This is a genomic window from Providencia sp. PROV122, from assembly GCF_028482365.1.
In the GTDB taxonomy this organism is placed as follows: Bacteria; Pseudomonadota; Gammaproteobacteria; order Enterobacterales; family Enterobacteriaceae; genus Providencia; species Providencia stuartii.
Map to the genome: position 1 here is coordinate 125,823 of NZ_JAMPQI010000012.1, position 20,594 is coordinate 146,416.

Below are 20,594 nucleotides of genomic sequence, written 5' to 3' on the forward strand. Positions count from 1 at the left end.
CGTTCTCATAGCTATAAGAGGCTAATCATGACGAATACCCCTAAACAAACAAATGTTTTAAATATTAATGCTGAATTTTCTCATCATAATAGCTTTAGGCGTTTAATTCATTGCTTGTTTGCAGAAAAACTGATTGATAAAAAACAATTTTATTGGGATTTTGATTATTGTGGATATATTTATCAATCCATAACATCATCATTTAAAATCCTTTTCACCGATGTAGATATATACCCTGCCAATACCGTATTAAGTTATGGAAATATTTATATAATCGATAAAAACAATCAAAAGGAAATTATTCAAACGATAGATGACATGCTTGATATATTAAAAGAAGATTTAAATATAGCGTTTACCCCTAACAATTTAAATAAATTAAAAAATGATATAAAAAACAGTGTCGATAATGACATTAATGCACGCAACTTCCGCATTAATTGGTCACACGATATTAGCCAACAAATGTCTAAATACGGTTTTAATGACTTAACTGATTGGGTCGTTCATAAATACAGTATCCGCGATGCGGCTTTGTTTCTCGACCAATGGGGCTCACTTGAAGGGCATCCCTATTATCCAACATGGAAAAGCCGACCAAACATGAAAGCCAAAGATGTTATGGCTTACTCTCCTGAATTTAATGCTACGGTGAATCTTACTGTCGCAGCTCTACGCCGAGATATGGCCTATATTGAAGCATTGCCGCATGTCGCTAATATTCACCTCTGGTTTCTTCAACAATTTCCACTTATTGGTCAACAATGGTGTGATTGGCTTGGGCAACAAGGTAGGGATCCTCAACAATGGCTTCCATTACCCATTCATCCCTGGCACTTAAATCATTGGGTAAAAGAGCAAGCAGCAGAACTCATTCAAGATGAAATACTGCTTATTGATGGGCCTCAATTAGAAACCAAACCGACGATGTCCTTTAGGACCATGCTCCCCACAGATGCCACTAATAAGGCATTTGTTAAATTACCCATCGCAGTTTGGATGACAAGTGAAATGCGTAGCTTGCAAGCAAAATCCATCCATATGGGGCCTAGAATTAGTCAGTTAATCGATACCATCTTAAAACAAGAGAAAAACTTTCATGGGAAATTAGAATCTCTACGTGAAGATCTCGGTATCCACTACCGACATGCCATTGAACAAGATGATTCAGCTGGGCGCTTTCTTTCTGTCGTATTTCGTTGCACGAATTCTTATGAAAGAAGTGACAATTTATTGCCTATCACGGTTGCAACACTCTTTACTGCTTTACCAAATCAACAAAAACCGATTTTCACTGAACTCATTGAAAAATCAGGATTAACTCCTCGTGAATGGTTCCGCAGCTATACAAAAGTTATTTTAGAGCCTGTTATATCTATGTATTTGATATATGGCATTGCTCTTGAAGCTCATCAGCAAAATACCCAAGTACTCTTCACATCAGAAGGTATCCCTGAAAAATGTTTAATCCGTGACTATGGTGATGGCCGAGCCTTTTTACCCCTATTGCACCAACAAGGCTATCAATTACAAGCCTACTCTTGGCCCGGTATTTTACCGACCGTTTTTGAAGAGGATATAGAACCTGTACGGAGTTTTTTGATTGACGCTTGTTTTGTAAGCCATTTACATGAACTAGCTGTCCATATTACTCGTTTTTACCGCTTAACTAACCACCAGCTTTGGAGGGAATTAAAAAATATAACTCAATATATTTTTGAATCAGTTAAGCCTCGAATTGATGAAAGTTTTTGGAGGCAAGAATATGAAATATTTATGAATTCACCTTGGCAAACTCGCTCACTACTCACTATGCATATCCAACGATATATTAATTACCGAATACAACATGGTTTAACGAACCCATTTTTATTATTTCAATAGAAGGTAATACTAGGTTTGTTTCCTTCCTTGTAAATAAAGCGAATAAAACGACTAATTCAATATGAAAAATAACTTATTAACTATACCATTTAAAGACATAGCAAAACATAAAATTACCTATCACTCTTTATTTTGTGTAGTAATTTCATTCTTTTATCCTAATACCCTTTTTGCTAAATCAGATAATAAGCTCAGCAAAGATAGTATCATCGTATCAGCTAAGGGTAATAATAACCTACAACCTAACCTTTTTTCTTCAAGATCAATGCAAGCGGGGCTATTAGGGGATAACGATATTATGGATATTCCCTTTAATATCACTAATTACAATTCAACTTATTTAGAATCACAACAAGCACAACAAATTTCAGACATTCTTTCTCACGATACTTCGATACAAATTAGTAGCTCTAAAGGTGGACTACTTGACTCATTATATATTCGAGGCTTCCCTATAACGGAAGGTAATATCGGTGAGTTTGCGCTTAATGGTATCTATGGTGTATCCCCTAACTTTCAATTATTAGCAGACTACGCTGAACGTGTTGATATTCTAAAAGGACCAGCATCTCTGTTATATGGTATGTCACCTGAAGGGGGGGTTGGTGGTGTTATCAATGTCGTAACCAAACGTGCCAGTGCGCAGCCTATCACTCGCTTAACCGCCCAATATCTAAGTGACTCTCAGTTAGGTGGTAAATTAGATGTTGGCCGTTTATATGACCTAGGGAATAACCAATATTTTGGTATTCGCGTGAATGGAAGTTACACCAATGGTAATACTGCCGTTGACCATCAAGACCGTCGGCTCGGCGTCGGTGCTATCGCGCTAGATTATTCTAGTGAACGCTTTCGCGCTTCATTGGATCTCATTACTCAAAACCAAAATATGAATGCGACTAATCGTCCATTTTTTTTAGGGGAAAATGGGGTTGTTCCACCTGCGCCTAGTGGGAAAACCAATTTAGCTAGCCCATGGACATGGTGGAAATCCAATGATGATTCCGCCTTATTACATATGGAATATGATGTGCTAAGCAATACCTCATTATTTATGGATATTGGTGGTGCTCGAACCCGTATCGATCGGGTTAATGAACAAACCTACACCGTCCTTAATGATCAAGGGGATATCTCCACATATATCATGAATTTTCAAAGCAAAACCCAGCGTTACTCTGTTGGCACTGGTATCAAAAGTGAATTCATGACAGGAAATACCTCTCATCAACTCGCATTACAGTGGAACCGCTATTTTGATCGTTATAATGTCGGTACAAATGCAGGCACGCCATACAATACCAACTTATATCACCCTACTTATATTGATAAACAAATCCCTGATTACCCAGAAATAACAAAACGCTCCGAAAATACACTTTCAGGGGTTTCATTGGTCGATACAATTGGCTTTTTTAACGATAGCTTTATGGTCACCCCCGGTATTCGCTATCAAAATATAAAATCTGATAGCTTTACTTTAGGGGCTCTTTCAACAACTTATGATGAATCCGCTATTACCCCATTAGTCGGTTTATTGTTTAAACCTACTGATAATATCTCGCTATATGCGAATTATGTTGAAGGTCTCAGCAAAGGAAGTACTGCTCCGGTTAATGCTAAAAATAGCGGCGAAATGATGAAGCCATTTCGTTCTAAGCAATATGAGTTAGGCGTTAAATATGAACAACCCGTCGCAATAACAACACTGAGCCTTTTCCAAATCAGTAAACCAAGCGGGTCATTAGACCCTAACAGCCTGATTTATTCTGCCAACGATGAACAACGTAATCGTGGTATTGAGCTAAGTGTCTCTGGTAAGCCATTTGATTCTCTCCGTTTAACCGGCGGCGTCACTTATATTCAAGCAGAGCTCACCAAAACTGCATCTGGGCAAAATAAAGGAAATGAACCGATTGGCGTTTCCCCTTGGGTCGCAAATTTTGGTGCGGAATATGATATCCCTTCTGTTTCAGGTTTAAGTATCAATGGCAATATCAATTACCATACTCGTCAATACGTTAATAAAGAAAATACTCATTCAATACCTTCATGGACAACCGTCGATATTGGCTCTGCCTATAAGACTAAGATATCGAATACGCCTGTTACGTTGAGACTAAATATCACCAATATTTTAAATGAGCGTTATTGGTCTGGTGTAGCCTCCTACAGCACATTCGCTCAAGGCTCTCCGCGAACCGTACTCGGTTCTATTTCAGTTGATTTCTAAGAGGTGAAATCATGGTGAACCAAACTAACTTAACCCATTTTTTATCGGTACCTTATCAATCTATCAAAACCGTAGCGCCAACAGAATTACCGCCGCTCATGGATGAGCAGGTCAAACGGCTATGTTTTGAAAATAATGAAAGGCTGGTAGAACTGGTTAAGCAGTATGGTTCCCCATTAAATGTGATTTTCCCTCATACCATGCAACAAAATATTCTAAAACTGAATGCTGTTTTTCAAGAACATGGTGTAACAGGGCGCATTATGTATGGTGTGAAAGTTAACCAATCCAATATCCTAGTCAAAATAGCCGTTGAAGAAGGTATTGGCGTTGATGTATCAAGCCTTCATGAATGGCAAGATGCCTATGACTATGGGATTTCACCAGAGAAAATTTGTGCTACTGGTCCTGCGAAGACCAATGAATTTCTTTGGAAACTGATATTACATAACTCACTGATTATCGTTGATTCTCTTGAAGAATTACAAGATATCCTCAACCTATTATCAGGAACATCATTCATCGCGAGGGTTCTATTTCGCTATCAACCACAAATGAGCCGCTCTAGGTTTGGCATGAAATCTGCTGCATTTATAACGGCACTTCAATTAGCCAAACAGCATGCAGGCTTACTTTGGCAAGGTATCCATTTTCATTTAGGTGGCTATAAAAGCGCTTCACGCGTACAAGCTTTCCGTGAATTACAGCCACTTATAAAATCAGCACTGTCATTGGGGTTTGAAATTAAAACCATTGATATTGGCGGCGGGCTACCTGTTCAATATGTTTCAACGAGGCAATACCAATCATGGATAGATAATCAAACGAGCCAATATTACCAAAATAACCGTATACCAACCGATTTTTACCCTTATGGAGGGGAACAATCAGCCACCCAATGGTTAACTACATTCCTATCATCCCAATACACAGAAAACGAAACCATCTCTCAATACCTTAAGAAAAACCATATCACACTAACGATAGAGCCCGGCAGATGTTTAGTCGATCAAAGTGCAATATCGCTATTTCGAGTTGTGCGCGTTAATCAGCAATTCCAACATCCTATTATTTTTGTTGAAGGCAGTAGCTTTAGTGCCTGTGAAACTTGGTTTAACTCAGAGTTTTTACTCGATCCACTACATGTTTTAGTACCACACTCAAAACAACATAAACAGCGCCCCACCCGAGTATGGATAGCAGGACATAGCTGTTTAGAAAATGATGTGATCACCCATCGCTTAATTTTATTTACTCACCTTCCTCAAGCCGGTGATTTGCTCATTTTCATAAATACAGCCGGATATCAAATGGACTTACTTGAAAATCAATTTCATCGGCACCCTATTCCTTGTCGATTGTATGCACTGGAAAATCATGATGGGCAGTTTATTTTTTTCAAAGATAACAAATAGGAATATTTATGATCAGCAGCAAAGTCACTGATTTGATCGGCAATACACCTGTTTTACGTATCGCTGTTCCCCACAAAAAAAGTGCTCTATTTCTAAAAATGGAAAAGAACAATCCAGGGGGAAGTATGAAAGACAGAATGGCTCGAAACATGGTTATTGCTGGCCTTAAATCAGGAAAAATAAAACCTAAAAGCACTATTATCGAATCCTCATCAGGTAATACCGGAATAGGACTCGCGCTGGCAGCAATCGAGTTTGATTTGCATTTTATCGCGGTTGTTGACCACCATGCCGCCCCCGACAAAATTTCTATTATGAAGGCGCTAGGCGCAGATATTCGCTATGTTACAGGTGATTATCAAGAGGATGAAGTGGCTGTTGTTGAACGGCAACGCCTTGCCAGCGAGTTAGCATCTCAACTGCCTAATGCAACCTTTTTGAATCAATCAGATAATGCCGCTAATTCAGGAGGTTATGCAGCTTTAGTCTGTGAGCTTATTGAGCAAATAGGTAAAATTGATGCTTATGTCGGTTGTGTCGGTACAGGTGGCTCTATTACTGGCATCTCTCAAGGGTTAAAGGCTCATAACCCACAAACGATTACCGTCGCTGTAGAGCCTGAAGGCTCAATTATTTTTGGTAACCCAGGCAAACCCTATTATCAATCAGGAACAGGGACGCCAAAAGGGGACACCGTAGGCTTAGTGCTCGATTACAGTTGTATTGACCATAATGCTCAAGTTTCTGACTGCCAAGCTTTTGAAACAACCCGTTTTCTCGCCAACAAATACGGTTTATTAGTAGGAGGGTCAACCGGAGGCATTGTCTATAAAGCCTTAGAATATATAAATACAGATATTCTTAGCGGCAATGTCGTGGTCATTGTTGTTGATGGCGGTGAAAAATACCTGAATACAATATTCAACGAACAATGGTTAAGCGCTCGCAACCTGATTTCAGAGGAGATTTCGCATCAACTCAATCGTTGGCTAACGAATACCATTCCACTAGAGCAAGCTAACTAGAGGAAACCATGATGATAGATAACAAACAGCTCAAGGTTGTTGTCTGTGGGGGAGGCCAAACCGGTCATTTAGCGGTTGCTCTGTTTAGCCATTTCGCTCATGTTAAGGCATCATTACTTACCCAAAATCCTATAACCGTCGAACGCCACCAGCAGCAGAACCAAAAATTATCAGTTCACTATCATGATGGAAAAGTTATTGATTATTCAATTGAATTAATAACTAATTTACCGCAAATCGTCATACCTCATGCCGATATAATTATTCTTACTGTTCCTTCCCACCAACAAGCAAATTGGCTAAATTTTATCTCACCCTACTTATCGACATCCCACACGGTGTTTATTGGCGCCATTCCCGGTATAAATGGCTTTGATTGGCTTGCTGAACAATTTTTTAAAGATAAACCTAATGTCGTAATATGGGGCATGAAAGATGTGCCTCATATTGCATGGGGTTTAGAACTTGGCACAAAAGTTTGTTTCGGTGGTGAGAAATCTGAACTCTTTATTGCGTTTCATCATCGAGAAAATGAAACAAATAAAAACCAACTCCATTGTTGGTTATCGGAAATATACTCGGCTCCTATTACCATTCTTGATAATTACTTAGAAATAACCCTCACTCCCGCAAATCCTATTATGCACAGCTCAGTCATTTATGGGCTGATAGGCCCCTACGCTCAATGGCATCAACGCAATTTTGAATCTCCACTGTGCTGGTGGAATGATTGCCCTGAACTTGGTGCTTACTATTTACAGTGCTGTGATGAGGAGCGACTGGCGATTTGCCAATATTTAACCAAAGAATTGGCAATCTCACTTAATACCGTAAAACCTTTAATTGAAGAATTACGAGAAGCTTATACCGAACAAATCGAGGATGCCAAAACACTATGGTCAATTCTTCGTTCAAACAAGGCCTACCATGGTATTCAATTACCTCTTATAAAGGCTGAAGGCGGTGGCTGGGTCTTCAATAAAAACCATCGCGTTTTTCAGGAAGATATTATTTATGGTTTGTGCTTACTCGTTAATTTAGGGAAGCATCTCAATATCCCTATTCCCTATATGCAAGAGATCTACACTTGGTGTATGGATTATTTAGGGCTAAAACCTGAAATTCATCACCCTATATTTACCAAGATAGACCTCACTCAATATAGGGTGGCTAAACGGTGAAATTGCTTAAAAACCATCTGATTATTGGGTTCTTATTCGGTATTCAAATAATATCAATGGGTGCAATGGAAATGAGTGGGCCATTTTGGCCAATTCATTTGCAAAATAACAGCTCAGATTCACTACTCCCTTTCGCCCTAACAATGGTCTATGTAGCCCCCATGATTGGCATCATGCTAACCAGTACTTTTTGGGGGAAAGTTGGTGACCGGATGGGGAATAAAGCAATGATAATCCGAGCCTTGCTTGGGTTATCAATTACCCAAATTTTACTGTCATTCTGTAATGACCCTTGGTTAATTTTACTATTAAGGTTTATTCAAGGAGCATGTGCGGGGTATATAGCGCCAGCGCAAGCTTACGGGGTGGCAGTAACAGCCCCTAGAAAACGGACTCATCTCTTTGCCCTACTACAAGTATCAACCAATATAGGCTCTCTATTAGGGGCGCTGGCTGGTGGGTTAATTTTAGATTATCTCAATTTCTTTTGGATCAATATGATGGCTGGGTGGCTTTGTATGTTAAGTGCCGTGGCTGTTTTTCTATTTTTACCATCAGATAAGCATTCCCCCCTTTTATCCCCCGCCAATACAGCCCATACAACGAAAAAAAACGGTTCCCCTCAAACTATCGTTAAACAATTGATGTTGCTTACAGGGTTATTATTAATGATCCGGCTTATCACCCTGCCCAGTTTCTCCTTATATATCGAAAAAACCTATTCAACAGACTATTGGGTAATAGGGCTTATTTATGGATTACAAGCGATGGGGGTGATCCTATCGGCTCAATTATGGGCTAAATGGTTTGAACACCAATCCATTGTTGCCTCTTTGACACGCTTAAGATGGATTATCTTTGGCTGCGCGGCTATTGCCGTCAGTCTCGCAAACGCTTCAATTATTTGGTTTGCCTTACTCTATTTTATTTGGGGAATTTTACTAGGCGCGACCACTCCCATCTTAACAGCACTGATCTCCTCAGCATCGCCAGCAGAACATCAAGGTTATGTACTTGGTTTATCGCAAAGTATTAATCAATTTGCATCAATCGGGGGGATCTCTCTCGGCAGTATTCTTATTATTTACCCTGGAATCAATATGCTTTTTTATTATATTTCAGTCGGTTATCTAATATGCCTTAGCACGATTATTTTACTAACAAAACATATCATCAATAAGGAACAATATGAAAAAAAAGTATAGGCTACACCAGCAAATGGCTAAATTTTTACTTATTCTTTTTGGGTTATTATTTTCCACAATAATCTCAGCAAAACCGACCGTTGTTACAGATATACTTGGTAGAAAGGTCACCGTAAATATCCCCATAAAAAAAGTCATTTTAGGTGAAGGGCGTATGCTCTACCTTGTCGCCATGCTAGATAAAGATAATCCAGCAAAACGTATTGTTGCGATGGGGAATGATATGCAAACGTCAGATCCTGCAACATGGCGACAATACAGTACTTATTTTCCTCAACTAAACCGTATTCCCACATTTGGCGGCACTGAAAAACGTTCACTCAATATTGAAAAAGCATTAGCGCTACAACCCGATGCTATCATCATGAATATTGAGGCAAAAACAGCAATAGAAGAACAAGGGTATGATAAAGCATTAGAGAAAGCAGGGATCCCTATTGTCTATATTGATTTTCGCTATAACCCATTAAAAAATACGACGCCAACGATGCGCCTATTCGGCACTTTATGGGGTAAAGAAGAAATAGCAGAAAAGTTTATTGAATTTAGAGATAAGCAATTAAAACGAGTGAGTGATGTATTAAGTAACCAAAATCCTAAAAAGCCACGTATTTTTATTGAGCGCATTGGTGGATATACCGATGAATGCTGTCTGACATTTGGCAATGGTAACTTTGGGCGTTTTGTTTCACTCGCCGGAGGTGAAAATATCGGTGAAAAAAATGCGCCTAACACATTTTATATGATGGATCCGGAGCAAGTTATTGCCGCAAATCCTGATAAAGTCGTTGTTACCAGTGCAAACTTTTCATCATTTATGCCTAATGGTGATTGGATTGGTTTAGGGCCAAATGAAAATATGGAAGCGGCAAAAGCGAAGCTAAAAAAATACCTAAAAAAGCCTGCTTATACCGGAAGTAATGCCGTCAAAAACCAACAATTTTATGCAATTTGGCATCAATTTTATAATAGTCCATACGATTTTATTGCAATCCAACAATTAGCACGTTGGTTCCATCCCGAATTATTTCCAGATTTAAATGCAGATGAAACATTTAAGGCGCTTTACGATAAATTTTTACCGATCAGCTATGAACCTGGTTACTTTGTAAGTTTAGGTGATAAATAACCATCTTGATAAGAAGGAAGGGGTATGACTATCAATACCTATCATATTGAACTGAAGCCAATACAATTTCTTTGCTCATCAGAAGAAACGGATCAATGCCACGTCGACTATTTAAGTAAAAAAATAATTGGTGAGGGTATTTGGACAACCCCTATTCCTTGCGAAATAAACTCCGGCATTATTATGGATGGCAACCACCGCTATCAAGTGGCTAAGCGGTTAAATCTGACTTTTCTCCCCTGTATTTTACTAAATTACCAAGATGAACGAGTCAAAGTACACCATCAAAACTCAGATCAACCTTATAATATACAAACAATTTTTGATGTTATTTTACACCAAAACAAACTCCTTCCTTATAAAGCAACGTGTCATTACTTTTCACCATCATTGCCAATAATTGGTATTGATCTCAGCATGTTAAGATAAAAATAAAAAATCCGATTATGCAGTTAAAAGCATAATCGGATTTAATGTATTTAAATTTTAAATAATTCTAATTTATTCAACCGTCACTGATTTAGCCAAGTTACGTGGTTGGTCAACGTCAGTACCTTTGATCAACGCAACATGGTAAGAGAGCAGTTGTAGAGGAACCGTATAGAAAATCGGCGCAATCAACTCTTCAACATGTGGCAACGGAATAATTTTCATATTCTCACTCGCTTCAAAGCCTGCATCTTGATCTGCAAACACATAAAGCAAGCCACCACGAGCGCGTACTTCTTCGATATTAGATTTCAATTTTTCTAACAGTTCGTTGTTAGGTGCAATGATAATGACAGGCATATCGGCATCAATCAAAGCCAATGGACCATGTTTCAATTCACCCGCCGCATACGCTTCTGCGTGAATATAAGAGATCTCTTTGAGCTTTAATGCACCTTCAACCGCAATAGGGTACTGCTCGCCACGACCCAGGAATAGAGCATGATTTTTATCAGAGAAATCTTCCGCCAGCGCCTCAATCACTTTATCTTGAGATAACATGCTTTCAATGCGCGCAGGCAGTGCATGCAGAGCATTAGCAATACTCTCTTCTAATTCAGGACTTGCGCCTTTTATACGTCCCATATAGGCGACCAGCATCAACAGTACGGTTAATTGCGTGGTGAACGCTTTGGTTGAAGCAACGCCAATCTCTGCACCTGCTTTAGTCATTAGTGCAAAGTCTGATTCACGTACCAATGAAGAGCCAGCCACGTTACATACCGCAAGAGACGTCAAATAGCCTAGCTCTTTCGATAAACGTAATGCTGCTAGCGTATCAGCCGTTTCACCTGACTGTGATAGCGTGATCATCAGGCTGCCTTTACGATGAGCGGGCTTGCGATAGCGGTATTCAGAGGCAATCTCAACATCACAAGGAATGCCAGCCAAAGATTCAAACCAGTAACGAGCAACCATCCCCGCATTGTAAGATGTACCACAAGCTACAATCTGAATATGCTCAACTTGAGATAATATTTCACTTGCTTTAGGGCCTAACTCACTCAGATCGATGCCATTGTCTTTGCTAAAACGCCCTTCAAGGGTGTTTTTAATCGCCATTGGCTGCTCATAGATCTCTTTTTGCATATAGTGGCGATAAACACCTTTATCACCTGCATCATATTGAACATTAGATTCAATTTGCTCTCGTTCAACAGCCTGACCTTGCTTATCAAAGATACGTACAGTGCGACGAGTGACTTCCGCAATATCGCCTTCTTCAAGATAAATAAAACGACGTGTAACAGGCAATAATGCAAGTTGATCCGATGCGAGGAAGTTTTCACCCACACCTAAACCAATCACTAATGGGCTTCCCGAACGGGCTGCCACCAATAATTCAGGAGTACGACTATCCATGATCACCGTGCCATAAGCACCGCGTAATTGTGGGATAACGCGCTGAACCACTTCAACTAAAGCACCACCTTTTTGTTGTTCATGATGAACAAGGTGTGCGATCACTTCGGTATCAGTATCAGAACTAAAGATATAGCCAAGTTGCTTTAACTCTTCTTTAAGTTCTAAATAGTTTTCAATGATCCCATTATGAACAACGGCAATAAAACCAGAAGTATGTGGGTGAGCATTACGTTCACTCGGAACACCATGGGTTGCCCAGCGGGTATGTGCGATCCCCGTTCCACCTGATACAGGGTTTTTCTCCGCTTCTTCCGCCAGCATTTGTACTTTACCAACTTCACGTAAACGCTGAAGATGGCCTTCATGATCAACGACAGCCATACCAGCAGAGTCGTAACCACGATACTCAAGGCGGCGAAGCCCCTCTATCAAAATTTCTGCGATATCACGTTGTGCAACAGCACCTACAATTCCACACATATTAAATTTATTCCTAAACAAAGGGCTCCAGCCCTTATGATGTCGCTACCTGATTGTTGTTACAGCTTTTGCTGCTCCCCAAGCCTTGTAGAAAATGGGGTTTATTATATTTTTATCTTATTAACGCTACTATTGGAGAGGCACATTCACCTCTCCTAAAAATGTATTTTATTTTTTCTTCACTGGACGCTGCCAGTTTTTAATATGGACTTGTTTCACACGACTCACGACTAACTCACCTTCATTAACATCACGAGTTACCGTTGTACCAGCACCAATGGTTGCACCATTTGCAACAGAAACAGGGGCAATTAACTGGGTGTCGGAGCCAACAAACACATCATCACCAATGATAGTTTTATACTTATTCGCACCGTCATAATTACAGGTGATCGTTCCTGCACCAATATTGACGTTTTCACCAATCTGAGCATCGCCCAAATAGGTTAGATGGCCAGCCTTAGAACCAACACCTAATGAGGCATTCTTCATTTCAACAAAGTTACCTACATGGGCTTTGGCTGCCAATTTAGCACCAGGACGTAAACGAGCAAAAGGACCGACTGTACATTCCGCAGATAATTCAGAGTTTTCTATCACAGAATAGGGGCTGATAACCGAGTTATCACCAATAACACAATTTTTAAGAATACAGCCTGATTGAATATGTACGTTATTACCTAACGTCACATTACCTTCAATAATCACATTCGTATCAATGATAATATCGCGCCCATGTGTCAATGTACCGCGAATATCAAAACGTTCAGGGTCAATTAGCATTACCCCTGCAAGCAGGAGCTTTTCTGCTTGTTCTCTTTGATAAATACGTTCAAGAGCGGCAAGTTGTAAGCGGTTATTCACCCCTTCCATTTCACTCAAACGGCTAGGGTGAACAGTTTCAATCTTGTTCCCCTCTTTATGAGCTAATGCAATAACGTCAGTGATATAGTATTCACCCTGAGCATTATTATTATCCAGTTGGGATAACCAACGTTTAAAGTCTTTACCACTTGCAACCATGATCCCAGTATTGATTTCTTGAATCTTACGTTGCTCTTCAGTTGCGTCTTTTTGTTCAATGATACCGACAACTTCACCGTTTTCACGGATGATACGGCCATAACCAGTTGGGTTATCTAAAATTACCGTTAATAAACCGATACCACCTTCAGGCTTAGCTTTAATTAAGCGTTGCAGCGTATCTTTCGCAATTAATGGCACATCACCATAAAGCATGATGATATCTTCATCATCTTGAAAGTGTGGGGCAGCTTGTTGCATTGCGTGCCCTGTACCGAGTTGCTCTGCTTGTAATACCCAATTGAGGTTTTGTTCACCCAATTTTTCTTTCAGTAAATCGCCACCATGTCCATAAACAAGGTGAATGTCTGATGCCCCAACAGATTTAGCTGTATCAATAACATGCTGAACCATTGGTTTACCTGCTAATAAATGCAGGACTTTAGGCAGTTCTGAATACATTCGAGTGCCCTTTCCAGCAGCAAGAATGACGACACTTTTTCTTTGCACAGTCATAATTTCCTGAAACTCCAACTTTGGGATAAAAGTAAACCTATTTCCTACATAAATTACTACATATTTCGCACAAATAAAAAAGCCAGTCAGGTATTAACCGACTGGCTTTTCTTTATACTGCCTTCATTACATCAGCTTTTTAGTTAACTCGATAACTCGAAGTTTCGCTATTGCTTTCGCAAGTTCTGCCGATGCCTGAGCATAATCAACATCACCGTGAGCTTTACGGACATGTTCTTCCGCTCTGCGTTTAGATTCCAGCGCACGCGCTTCATCTAAATCTTTACCACGGATAGCTGTATCAGCCAGTACGATAACGCCATTTGGTTGCACTTCTAAAATACCGCCAGAGAGGTAAATTAGCTCTTCTTCACCAAATTGCTTAGTAATACGTACCATGCCCGGTTTTATGGCAGTCAGCAGTGGGGTGTGCTGTGGATAAATTCCCAGTTCACCTTCACTACCTGTCACCTGAATTTTTTGTACCAGCCCTTCAAACATCTGTTTTTCAGCGCTGACAACTGTCAGGTGGTATGTCATTGCAGCTACCATATCAACCTCCCGTCAGCCAGATTAAAGCTTCTTAGCTTTTTCCACAGCTTCTTCAATGGTACCAACCATGTAGAACGCTTGTTCTGGCAGGTGGTCGTAATCGCCGTTCAGAATGCCTTTGAAGCCACGGATAGTGTCTTTCAGGGAAACGAACTTACCTGGTGAACCAGTAAAGACTTCTGCAACGAAGAATGGTTGAGACAGGAAGCGCTGGATCTTACGAGCACGAGCAACAACCAGTTTGTCTTCTTCAGACAATTCATCCATACCCAGAATTGCAATGATATCTTTCAGTTCTTGGTAACGCTGAAGGATAGACTGAACGCCACGTGCAACATCATAGTGCTCTTGACCAACGATGAGTGGGTCAAGCTGACGGCTAGTTGAATCCAGAGGGTCAACCGCAGGGTAAATACCCAGAGAAGCGATTTGACGGCTCAGAACCACTGTTGCGTCCAAGTGAGCAAAGGTTGTTGCTGGTGATGGGTCAGTCAAGTCATCCGCAGGTACGTAAACAGCCTGTACAGAGGTGATAGAACCTGTCTTAGTAGAAGTGATACGTTCTTGAAGAACACCCATCTCTTCTGCCAATGTTGGCTGATAACCTACTGCTGATGGCATACGACCTAACAGAGCCGATACTTCTGTACCTGCCAGTGTATAACGATAGATGTTATCCACGAACAACAGAACATCACGGCCTTCGTCACGGAATTTCTCAGCCATAGTCAAACCAGTCAATGCTACGCGTAGACGGTTCCCTGGTGGCTCATTCATCTGACCATAAACCAGTGATACTTTGTCAAGAACGTTTGAATCTGTCATTTCATGATAGAAGTCGTTACCTTCACGGGTACGCTCACCAACACCTGCGAATACTGAGTAACCTGAGTGCTCAATCGCGATGTTACGGATAAGTTCCATCATGTTTACCGTTTTACCAACACCCGCACCACCGAACAGACCAACTTTACCACCTTTCGCGAATGGACAGATCAAGTCCATGACTTTGATACCTGTCTCTAGCAGTTCAGTTGAGCTCGATAGCTCTTCGTAGCTTGGTGCAGCGCGGTGAATAGACCAACGCTCTTCTTCGCCGATATCACCTTTCATATCAATAGGGTCACCCAGAACGTTCATGATACGTCCGAGTGTTGCTTTACCTACTGGTACTTCAATTGGGTGTTCTAAATTTTTAACTTCTAAACCACGGCTTAGGCCATCTGATGTACCCATTGCGATACAACGGACAACACCACCGCCTAACTGTTGCTGAACTTCCAGCACCAGTTTTTCTTTACCGTTAACAACCTCAAGCGCATCGTACACTTTTGGTACTGCATCTTGAGGGAACTCGACGTCCACAACGGCGCCGATTACCTGGATAATCTTTCCAGTAGCCATCTTGAATCCTCTACGTAATTCGTAAACCTAGCTGTTAAACCGCGGCAGCACCCGAAACAATTTCGGTAAGCTCCTGAGTAATGCTGGCCTGACGAGCTTTGTTGTAAACCAACTGCAACTCTTTGATCAGGTTTCCACCATTATCGGTAGCAGCTTTCATTGCTACCATTCGTGCGGCCTGCTCACTAGCCAGGTTTTCAACGACGCCCTGATAAACCTGCGACTCGATATAACGACGCAGCAGGGTATCCAGCAACGCCTTAGGATCGGGTTCATATAAATAATCCCAAGATTTTTTCTTCAATGACTCGTCATTACTTTCAGGTAATGGCAGAAGTTGAAGAATAGTTGGCTCCTGAGACATTGTATTGATGAACTTATTGGTCACCACATACAGTTTATCCAAACGCCCTTCATCATAGGCTTGTAGCATAGTGTTAACTGGGCCAATCAAGTCTGAAAGCGTTGGGTTATCCCCCATTCCTGTCACCTGTGTGACAACATTGCCACCAACAGAGCCAAAGAATGATACTGCTTTAGAACCGATCAAAGCCAAGTCAACTTGAACGCCTTTTTCAGACCACGTCTTCATGTCTGACAACAGCTTTTTGAACAGGTTAATGTTCAAGCCACCGCACAAACCACGGTCTGTAGAAACAACCAGATACCCAACACGCTTAACTTCACGCTCTTCAAGGTATGGATGTTTATATTCCAGATTCCCTAACGCAAGGTGACCAATCACACTGCGCATAGTCTCTGCATAAGGACGGCTGGCCGCCATGCGTTCCTGCGATTTACGCATTTTGGACGCAGCGACCATTTCCATCGCTTTAGTGATCTTCTGCGTGTTTTGCACGCTGGCGATCTTGGAACGTATCTCTTTTGCGCCGGCCATTTCTGCTTCTCCTTTTAACCAGACGGCCCATTTAAATTTACGGGCCGAATAGTATTACCAGGACTGAGTTGCTTTAAATGATTCGAGCAGTTTTTTCAACTTGCCTTCGATATCATCGTTATAGTTACCCGCCTGGCCGATTTCATTCATAAGGTCAGCATGCTCGCGCAATGCATAAGAAACTAATGCAGCTTCAAACGCACCAATTTTCGCTAACTCAACATCTTCCAGATATCCACGTTCTGCAGCAAACAGAGACAGTGCCTGCTCTGCAACTGACATCGGTGCATATTGTTTCTGTTTCAGCAGTTCAGTTACTTTCTGACCATGATTCAACTGCTTACGCGTTGCATCATCAAGGTCTGAAGCAAACTGAGAGAATGCTGCCAGTTCACGATACTGAGCAAGTGCTGTACGGATACCACCAGAGAGTTTCTTGATGATTTTCGTCTGAGCAGCACCACCAACACGCGATACAGAAATACCTGGGTTAACCGCTGGACGAATACCAGAGTTAAACAGGTTAGATTCTAGGAAGATCTGACCATCTGTAATCGAAATTACGTTAGTCGGAACGAATGCAGAAACGTCACCAGCCTGAGTTTCAATGATAGGCAATGCTGTCAATGAACCTGTTTTACCTTTAACTTCACCTTTTGTGAAGTTTTCAACGTATTCAGCGTTAACGCGAGCAGCACGCTCCAGCAAACGTGAATGCAGATAGAAAACGTCACCAGGGTAAGCTTCACGTCCAGGTGGACGACGTAGCAATAGTGAAATCTGACGATACGCGACAGCCTGCTTAGACAGGTCATCGTAAACGATCAGTGCATCTTCACCACGGTCACGGAAATACTCACCCATCGCACAACCAGAGTATGGTGCTAAGTATTGCAGTGCAGCTGATTCAGATGCAGTTGCAACAACAACGATGGTGTTAGCTAATGCGCCGTGTTCTTCCAGTTTACGAACAACGTTAGAAATCGTTGATGCTTTCTGACCGATAGCAACGTAAACACATTTGATGCCAGAATCACGTTGGTTGATGATTGCATCGATTGCCAAAGCAGTTTTACCTGTTTGACGGTCACCGATGATAAGCTCACGCTGACCACGACCGATTGGAATCATCGCATCGACTGATTTATAACCAGTTTGTACAGGTTGATCAACAGATTGACGGTCGATAACACCTGGAGCAATCACTTCTACTGGTGAGAAGCCATCGTGCTCAACAGGACCTTTACCATCAATAGGTTCACCCAGTGTATTCACAACACGTCCTAGCAGGCCACGGCCCACTGGAACTTCAAGAATACGACCAGTACATTTAACTTTCATGCCCTCAGCTAAGTCAGCATAAGGACCCATAACAACCGCACCAACGGAGTCGCGCTCCAAGTTCAATGCGATTGCGTAACGGTTACCAGGCAGAGCGATCATTTCACCCTGCATGACTTCGGCTAAACCGTGAATACGAATGATACCGTCACTAACGGATACAATCGTACCTTCATTGTGAGCTTCACTCACAACATCGAACTGAGCAATACGCTGTTTGATCAGTTCGCTGATTTCGGTGGAATTCAGTTGCATATGCTCCAGTCCCCTTAAGACTGCAAGACGTCAGTTAAACGCTCTAAGCGACCGCGGACACTCCCGTCAATAACGAGGTCTCCAGCACGAATAATCACTCCGGCAATAACAGACTTATCAATTTTGCAATTCAGCTTAACTTTGCGTGACAGACGTTTTTCCATCGCTGCAGAAATTTTGGCTAACTGCTGTTCATTCAATTCGTTAGCAGAGATAACATCAACTTCAATCGTTGATTCCAGGGTATCGCGCAATTGGATAAATTGAGCTAACACTTCTGGTAGCGTACTCAAACGCCCGTTTTCAGCCATAATACGAATCAGATTTTGAACATGCTCGTCAATTTCATCTCCACAAACAGAGATAAACGTTTTTGCTAACCTATCAGGGGCAATAGACCCAGAAAGTAGCTCACCAACCTGTTCATTGCGCGTCACCTCAGAGGTGAAGGCCAGCATATTTTGCCATTTTTCAACAGATTGATTTTCCACAGCAAAGTCAAAAGCTGCTTTGGCGTAGGGGCGAGCTACAGTAGCGATTTCAGACATGCCCCTCCCTCCTTACAGTTCAGCGACTAGTTTATCAACGATGTCGCTGTTAGCAGCTTCATCCACGGAACGTTCGATGATCTTCTCGGCACCTGCGACAGCAAGCATCGCAACCTGTTTACGTAGCTCTTCACGTGCACGTTTACGCTCAGCATCAATTTCTGCTTGGGCTTGTGCGACGATTTTTGTACGTTCTGCTTCAGCTTCTGCTTTTGCTTCTTCAATCATCTGATTGCGTTGTTTATTCGCTTGTTCGATGATGACCTGAGCTTCAGCTTTCGCTTTTTTCAGTCGGTCGGTTGCGTCGGTTTGCGCCAGTTCCAGGTTCTTTTTAGCACGTTCTGCGGAAGATAAACCGTCAGCAATTTCTTTTTGACGTTTTTCAATGGCCGCCATAATCGGTGGCCATACATACTTCATACAGAACCAAACAAACAGGACAAACGCGATAGCCTGGCCGAGGATTGTTGCATTTAGATTCACAGACAATACCTCTTATTCAATTATCACTTGATATTCAAAATAGTTAGCGGTTTAGGGCTAACTAGCAAACATCACATATAGGCCCAGACCAACTGCAATCATCGGAATAGCGTCGACTAGACCCATTACGATAAAGAACTGAGTACGCAGCAGAGGGATTAAATCTGGCTGACGAGCAGCTCCTTCTAAAAATTTACCACCTAGGATGCCGATACCGATAGCAGCACCGATTGCCGCTAATCCCATCATTACAGCGGCAGCCAAGATACCAAGTTCCATGATAGTCTCCAGTTTGTTTCAGTTTAATCAATAATTGATAGTTAAATTAATGCTCTTCAGATGCCATCGACAGATAGACAATCGTTAGAACCATAAAAATAAAGGCTTGTAACGTAATAATCAGTATGTGGAAGATAGCCCAAGGTAGGCTTAACAACCACTGTGACCACCACGGAAGCAGAGCCGCGATAAGAATAAAGATCAATTCACCCGCATACATATTACCAAACAGTCGCAGACCGAGTGATATAGGTTTTGATAGCAGGCTTACCCCTTCAAGAATTAAGTTGATAGGAATAAAAACTGGATGATTAAATGGCTGAAGAGTTAACTCTTTAGTAAATCCACCAATTCCTTTCATCTTAATGCTGTAGAAGAGGATTAGGATAAACACGCCAATCGCCATAGACATAGTGATACTGACATCTGCTGTTGGAACAATACGCAGAGCAGGTAAACCTAAATAGTGCTCACCAATGTATGGAATAAAGTCGATAGGGAGTAAATCCAGAAGGTTCATCAAAAATACCCAGACGAACACAGTTAATGCCAAAGGAGCAATAACTTTGCTCTTGCCGTGATACATATCACGAACGGTATTATTAACAAAACCAATGATCAGTTCTATTGCAGTCTGTAACTTACCGGGTACGCCACTAGTCGCTTTAACTGCAACTTTTCTAAATAGCCACAGGAACAGAGCCCCGAGAACTATCGAGAAAAAAAGCGAGTCAATGTTCAACGTCCAAAATGTTGGACTAGCGTGGGGATCGACCAACTCAAAGGTACGTAGATCCAACTGAAGGTTTTTCAGATGGTGACCTATGTACTCATTTGTAGTCATCACTTCTCCTGATGCAGACATGATGCCTCTTACCCTTTTGTAGTT

At 41.4% G+C, this 20,594-nt stretch carries 18 protein-coding genes; 8 read left to right on the plus strand and 10 right to left on the minus strand.

The features are described 5' to 3' along the window. The first annotated feature begins 27 nt into the window (after positions 1-27). The 8 genes from PSE69_RS10695 (at position 28) to PSE69_RS10730 (ending at position 10,501) form a co-directional block, all read left to right on the plus strand. Positions 28-1,884, plus strand: coding sequence for an IucA/IucC family protein (locus PSE69_RS10695; RefSeq protein WP_154610488.1), 1,857 nt, complete (start codon positions 28-30; stop codon positions 1,882-1,884). A 298-nt stretch (positions 1,885-2,182) separates the two neighbouring features. Then, positions 2,183-4,117: a TonB-dependent receptor gene (locus tag PSE69_RS10700; protein ID WP_230088989.1), complete on the plus strand. Its 1,935-nt coding sequence runs from the start codon at positions 2,183-2,185 to the stop codon at positions 4,115-4,117. Between the two features lie 11 nt (positions 4,118-4,128). After that, complete coding sequence (locus tag PSE69_RS10705; protein WP_121874765.1) at positions 4,129-5,532, plus strand: Y4yA family PLP-dependent enzyme; 1,404 nt, start codon at positions 4,129-4,131, stop codon at positions 5,530-5,532. A gap of 8 nt (positions 5,533-5,540) precedes the next feature. Continuing rightward, positions 5,541-6,557, plus strand: coding sequence for a PLP-dependent cysteine synthase family protein (locus PSE69_RS10710; protein ID WP_004924012.1), 1,017 nt, complete (start codon positions 5,541-5,543; stop codon positions 6,555-6,557). 11 nt (positions 6,558-6,568) lie between these two features. Beyond that, positions 6,569-7,738, plus strand: coding sequence for an NAD/NADP octopine/nopaline dehydrogenase family protein (locus tag PSE69_RS10715; RefSeq protein ID WP_121874766.1), 1,170 nt, complete (start codon positions 6,569-6,571; stop codon positions 7,736-7,738). After that, complete coding sequence (locus PSE69_RS10720) at positions 7,735-8,943, plus strand: MFS transporter (RefSeq protein ID WP_121874767.1); 1,209 nt, start codon at positions 7,735-7,737, stop codon at positions 8,941-8,943. The genes PSE69_RS10715 and PSE69_RS10720 overlap by 4 nt, the downstream gene beginning before the upstream one ends. Beyond that, positions 8,927-10,072 carry an ABC transporter substrate-binding protein gene (locus PSE69_RS10725; RefSeq protein ID WP_121874768.1) on the plus strand — a complete coding sequence of 382 codons (1,146 nt, stop codon included), beginning with the start codon at positions 8,927-8,929 and terminating at the stop codon, positions 10,070-10,072. The genes PSE69_RS10720 and PSE69_RS10725 overlap by 17 nt, the downstream gene beginning before the upstream one ends. Before the next feature lie 24 nt (positions 10,073-10,096). Beyond that, complete coding sequence (locus PSE69_RS10730; RefSeq protein ID WP_121874769.1) at positions 10,097-10,501, plus strand: ParB N-terminal domain-containing protein; 405 nt, start codon at positions 10,097-10,099, stop codon at positions 10,499-10,501. Positions 10,502-10,573: 72 nt separating this feature from the next. Here PSE69_RS10730 and glmS read toward each other — a convergent pair whose 3' ends face one another. The 10 genes from glmS to atpB form a co-directional block, all read right to left on the minus strand. Further along, positions 10,574-12,406, minus strand: a complete 1,833-nt coding sequence (gene glmS, locus PSE69_RS10735; protein ID WP_004923999.1) for a glutamine--fructose-6-phosphate transaminase (isomerizing) — start codon at positions 12,404-12,406, stop codon at positions 10,574-10,576. A 168-nt stretch (positions 12,407-12,574) separates the two neighbouring features. Next, the gene (glmU, locus tag PSE69_RS10740) at positions 12,575-13,945 is read right to left on the minus strand and encodes a bifunctional UDP-N-acetylglucosamine diphosphorylase/glucosamine-1-phosphate N-acetyltransferase GlmU (RefSeq protein WP_121874770.1); all 1,371 of its coding nucleotides are present in this window, start codon (positions 13,943-13,945) and stop codon (positions 12,575-12,577) included. Between the two features lie 126 nt (positions 13,946-14,071). Next, positions 14,072-14,497, minus strand: a complete 426-nt coding sequence (locus PSE69_RS10745; protein ID WP_004923991.1) for a F0F1 ATP synthase subunit epsilon — start codon at positions 14,495-14,497, stop codon at positions 14,072-14,074. A 21-nt stretch (positions 14,498-14,518) separates the two neighbouring features. Then, positions 14,519-15,901, minus strand: coding sequence for a F0F1 ATP synthase subunit beta (gene atpD, locus PSE69_RS10750; RefSeq protein WP_004923990.1), 1,383 nt, complete (start codon positions 15,899-15,901; stop codon positions 14,519-14,521). A gap of 34 nt (positions 15,902-15,935) precedes the next feature. After that, the gene (gene atpG, locus PSE69_RS10755) at positions 15,936-16,799 is read right to left on the minus strand and encodes a F0F1 ATP synthase subunit gamma (RefSeq protein ID WP_004923989.1); all 864 of its coding nucleotides are present in this window, start codon (positions 16,797-16,799) and stop codon (positions 15,936-15,938) included. Between the two features lie 54 nt (positions 16,800-16,853). Further along, positions 16,854-18,395, minus strand: coding sequence for a F0F1 ATP synthase subunit alpha (gene atpA, locus PSE69_RS10760; protein WP_004923988.1), 1,542 nt, complete (start codon positions 18,393-18,395; stop codon positions 16,854-16,856). A gap of 14 nt (positions 18,396-18,409) precedes the next feature. Then, positions 18,410-18,943, minus strand: a complete 534-nt coding sequence (gene atpH, locus PSE69_RS10765) for a F0F1 ATP synthase subunit delta (RefSeq protein ID WP_004923982.1) — start codon at positions 18,941-18,943, stop codon at positions 18,410-18,412. A 12-nt stretch (positions 18,944-18,955) separates the two neighbouring features. Continuing rightward, on the minus strand, positions 18,956-19,426 hold the full coding sequence (gene atpF, locus PSE69_RS10770) for a F0F1 ATP synthase subunit B (RefSeq protein WP_004923980.1): 471 nt from the start codon (positions 19,424-19,426) through the stop codon (positions 18,956-18,958). A gap of 57 nt (positions 19,427-19,483) precedes the next feature. Further along, complete coding sequence (gene atpE / locus PSE69_RS10775) at positions 19,484-19,705, minus strand: F0F1 ATP synthase subunit C (RefSeq protein WP_004923979.1); 222 nt, start codon at positions 19,703-19,705, stop codon at positions 19,484-19,486. 46 nt (positions 19,706-19,751) lie between these two features. Next, positions 19,752-20,570 (minus strand): F0F1 ATP synthase subunit A, encoded by an 819-nt coding sequence (atpB, locus tag PSE69_RS10780; protein ID WP_004923976.1) that lies wholly within the window; start codon positions 20,568-20,570, stop codon positions 19,752-19,754. Positions 20,571-20,594 lie beyond the last annotated feature (24 nt).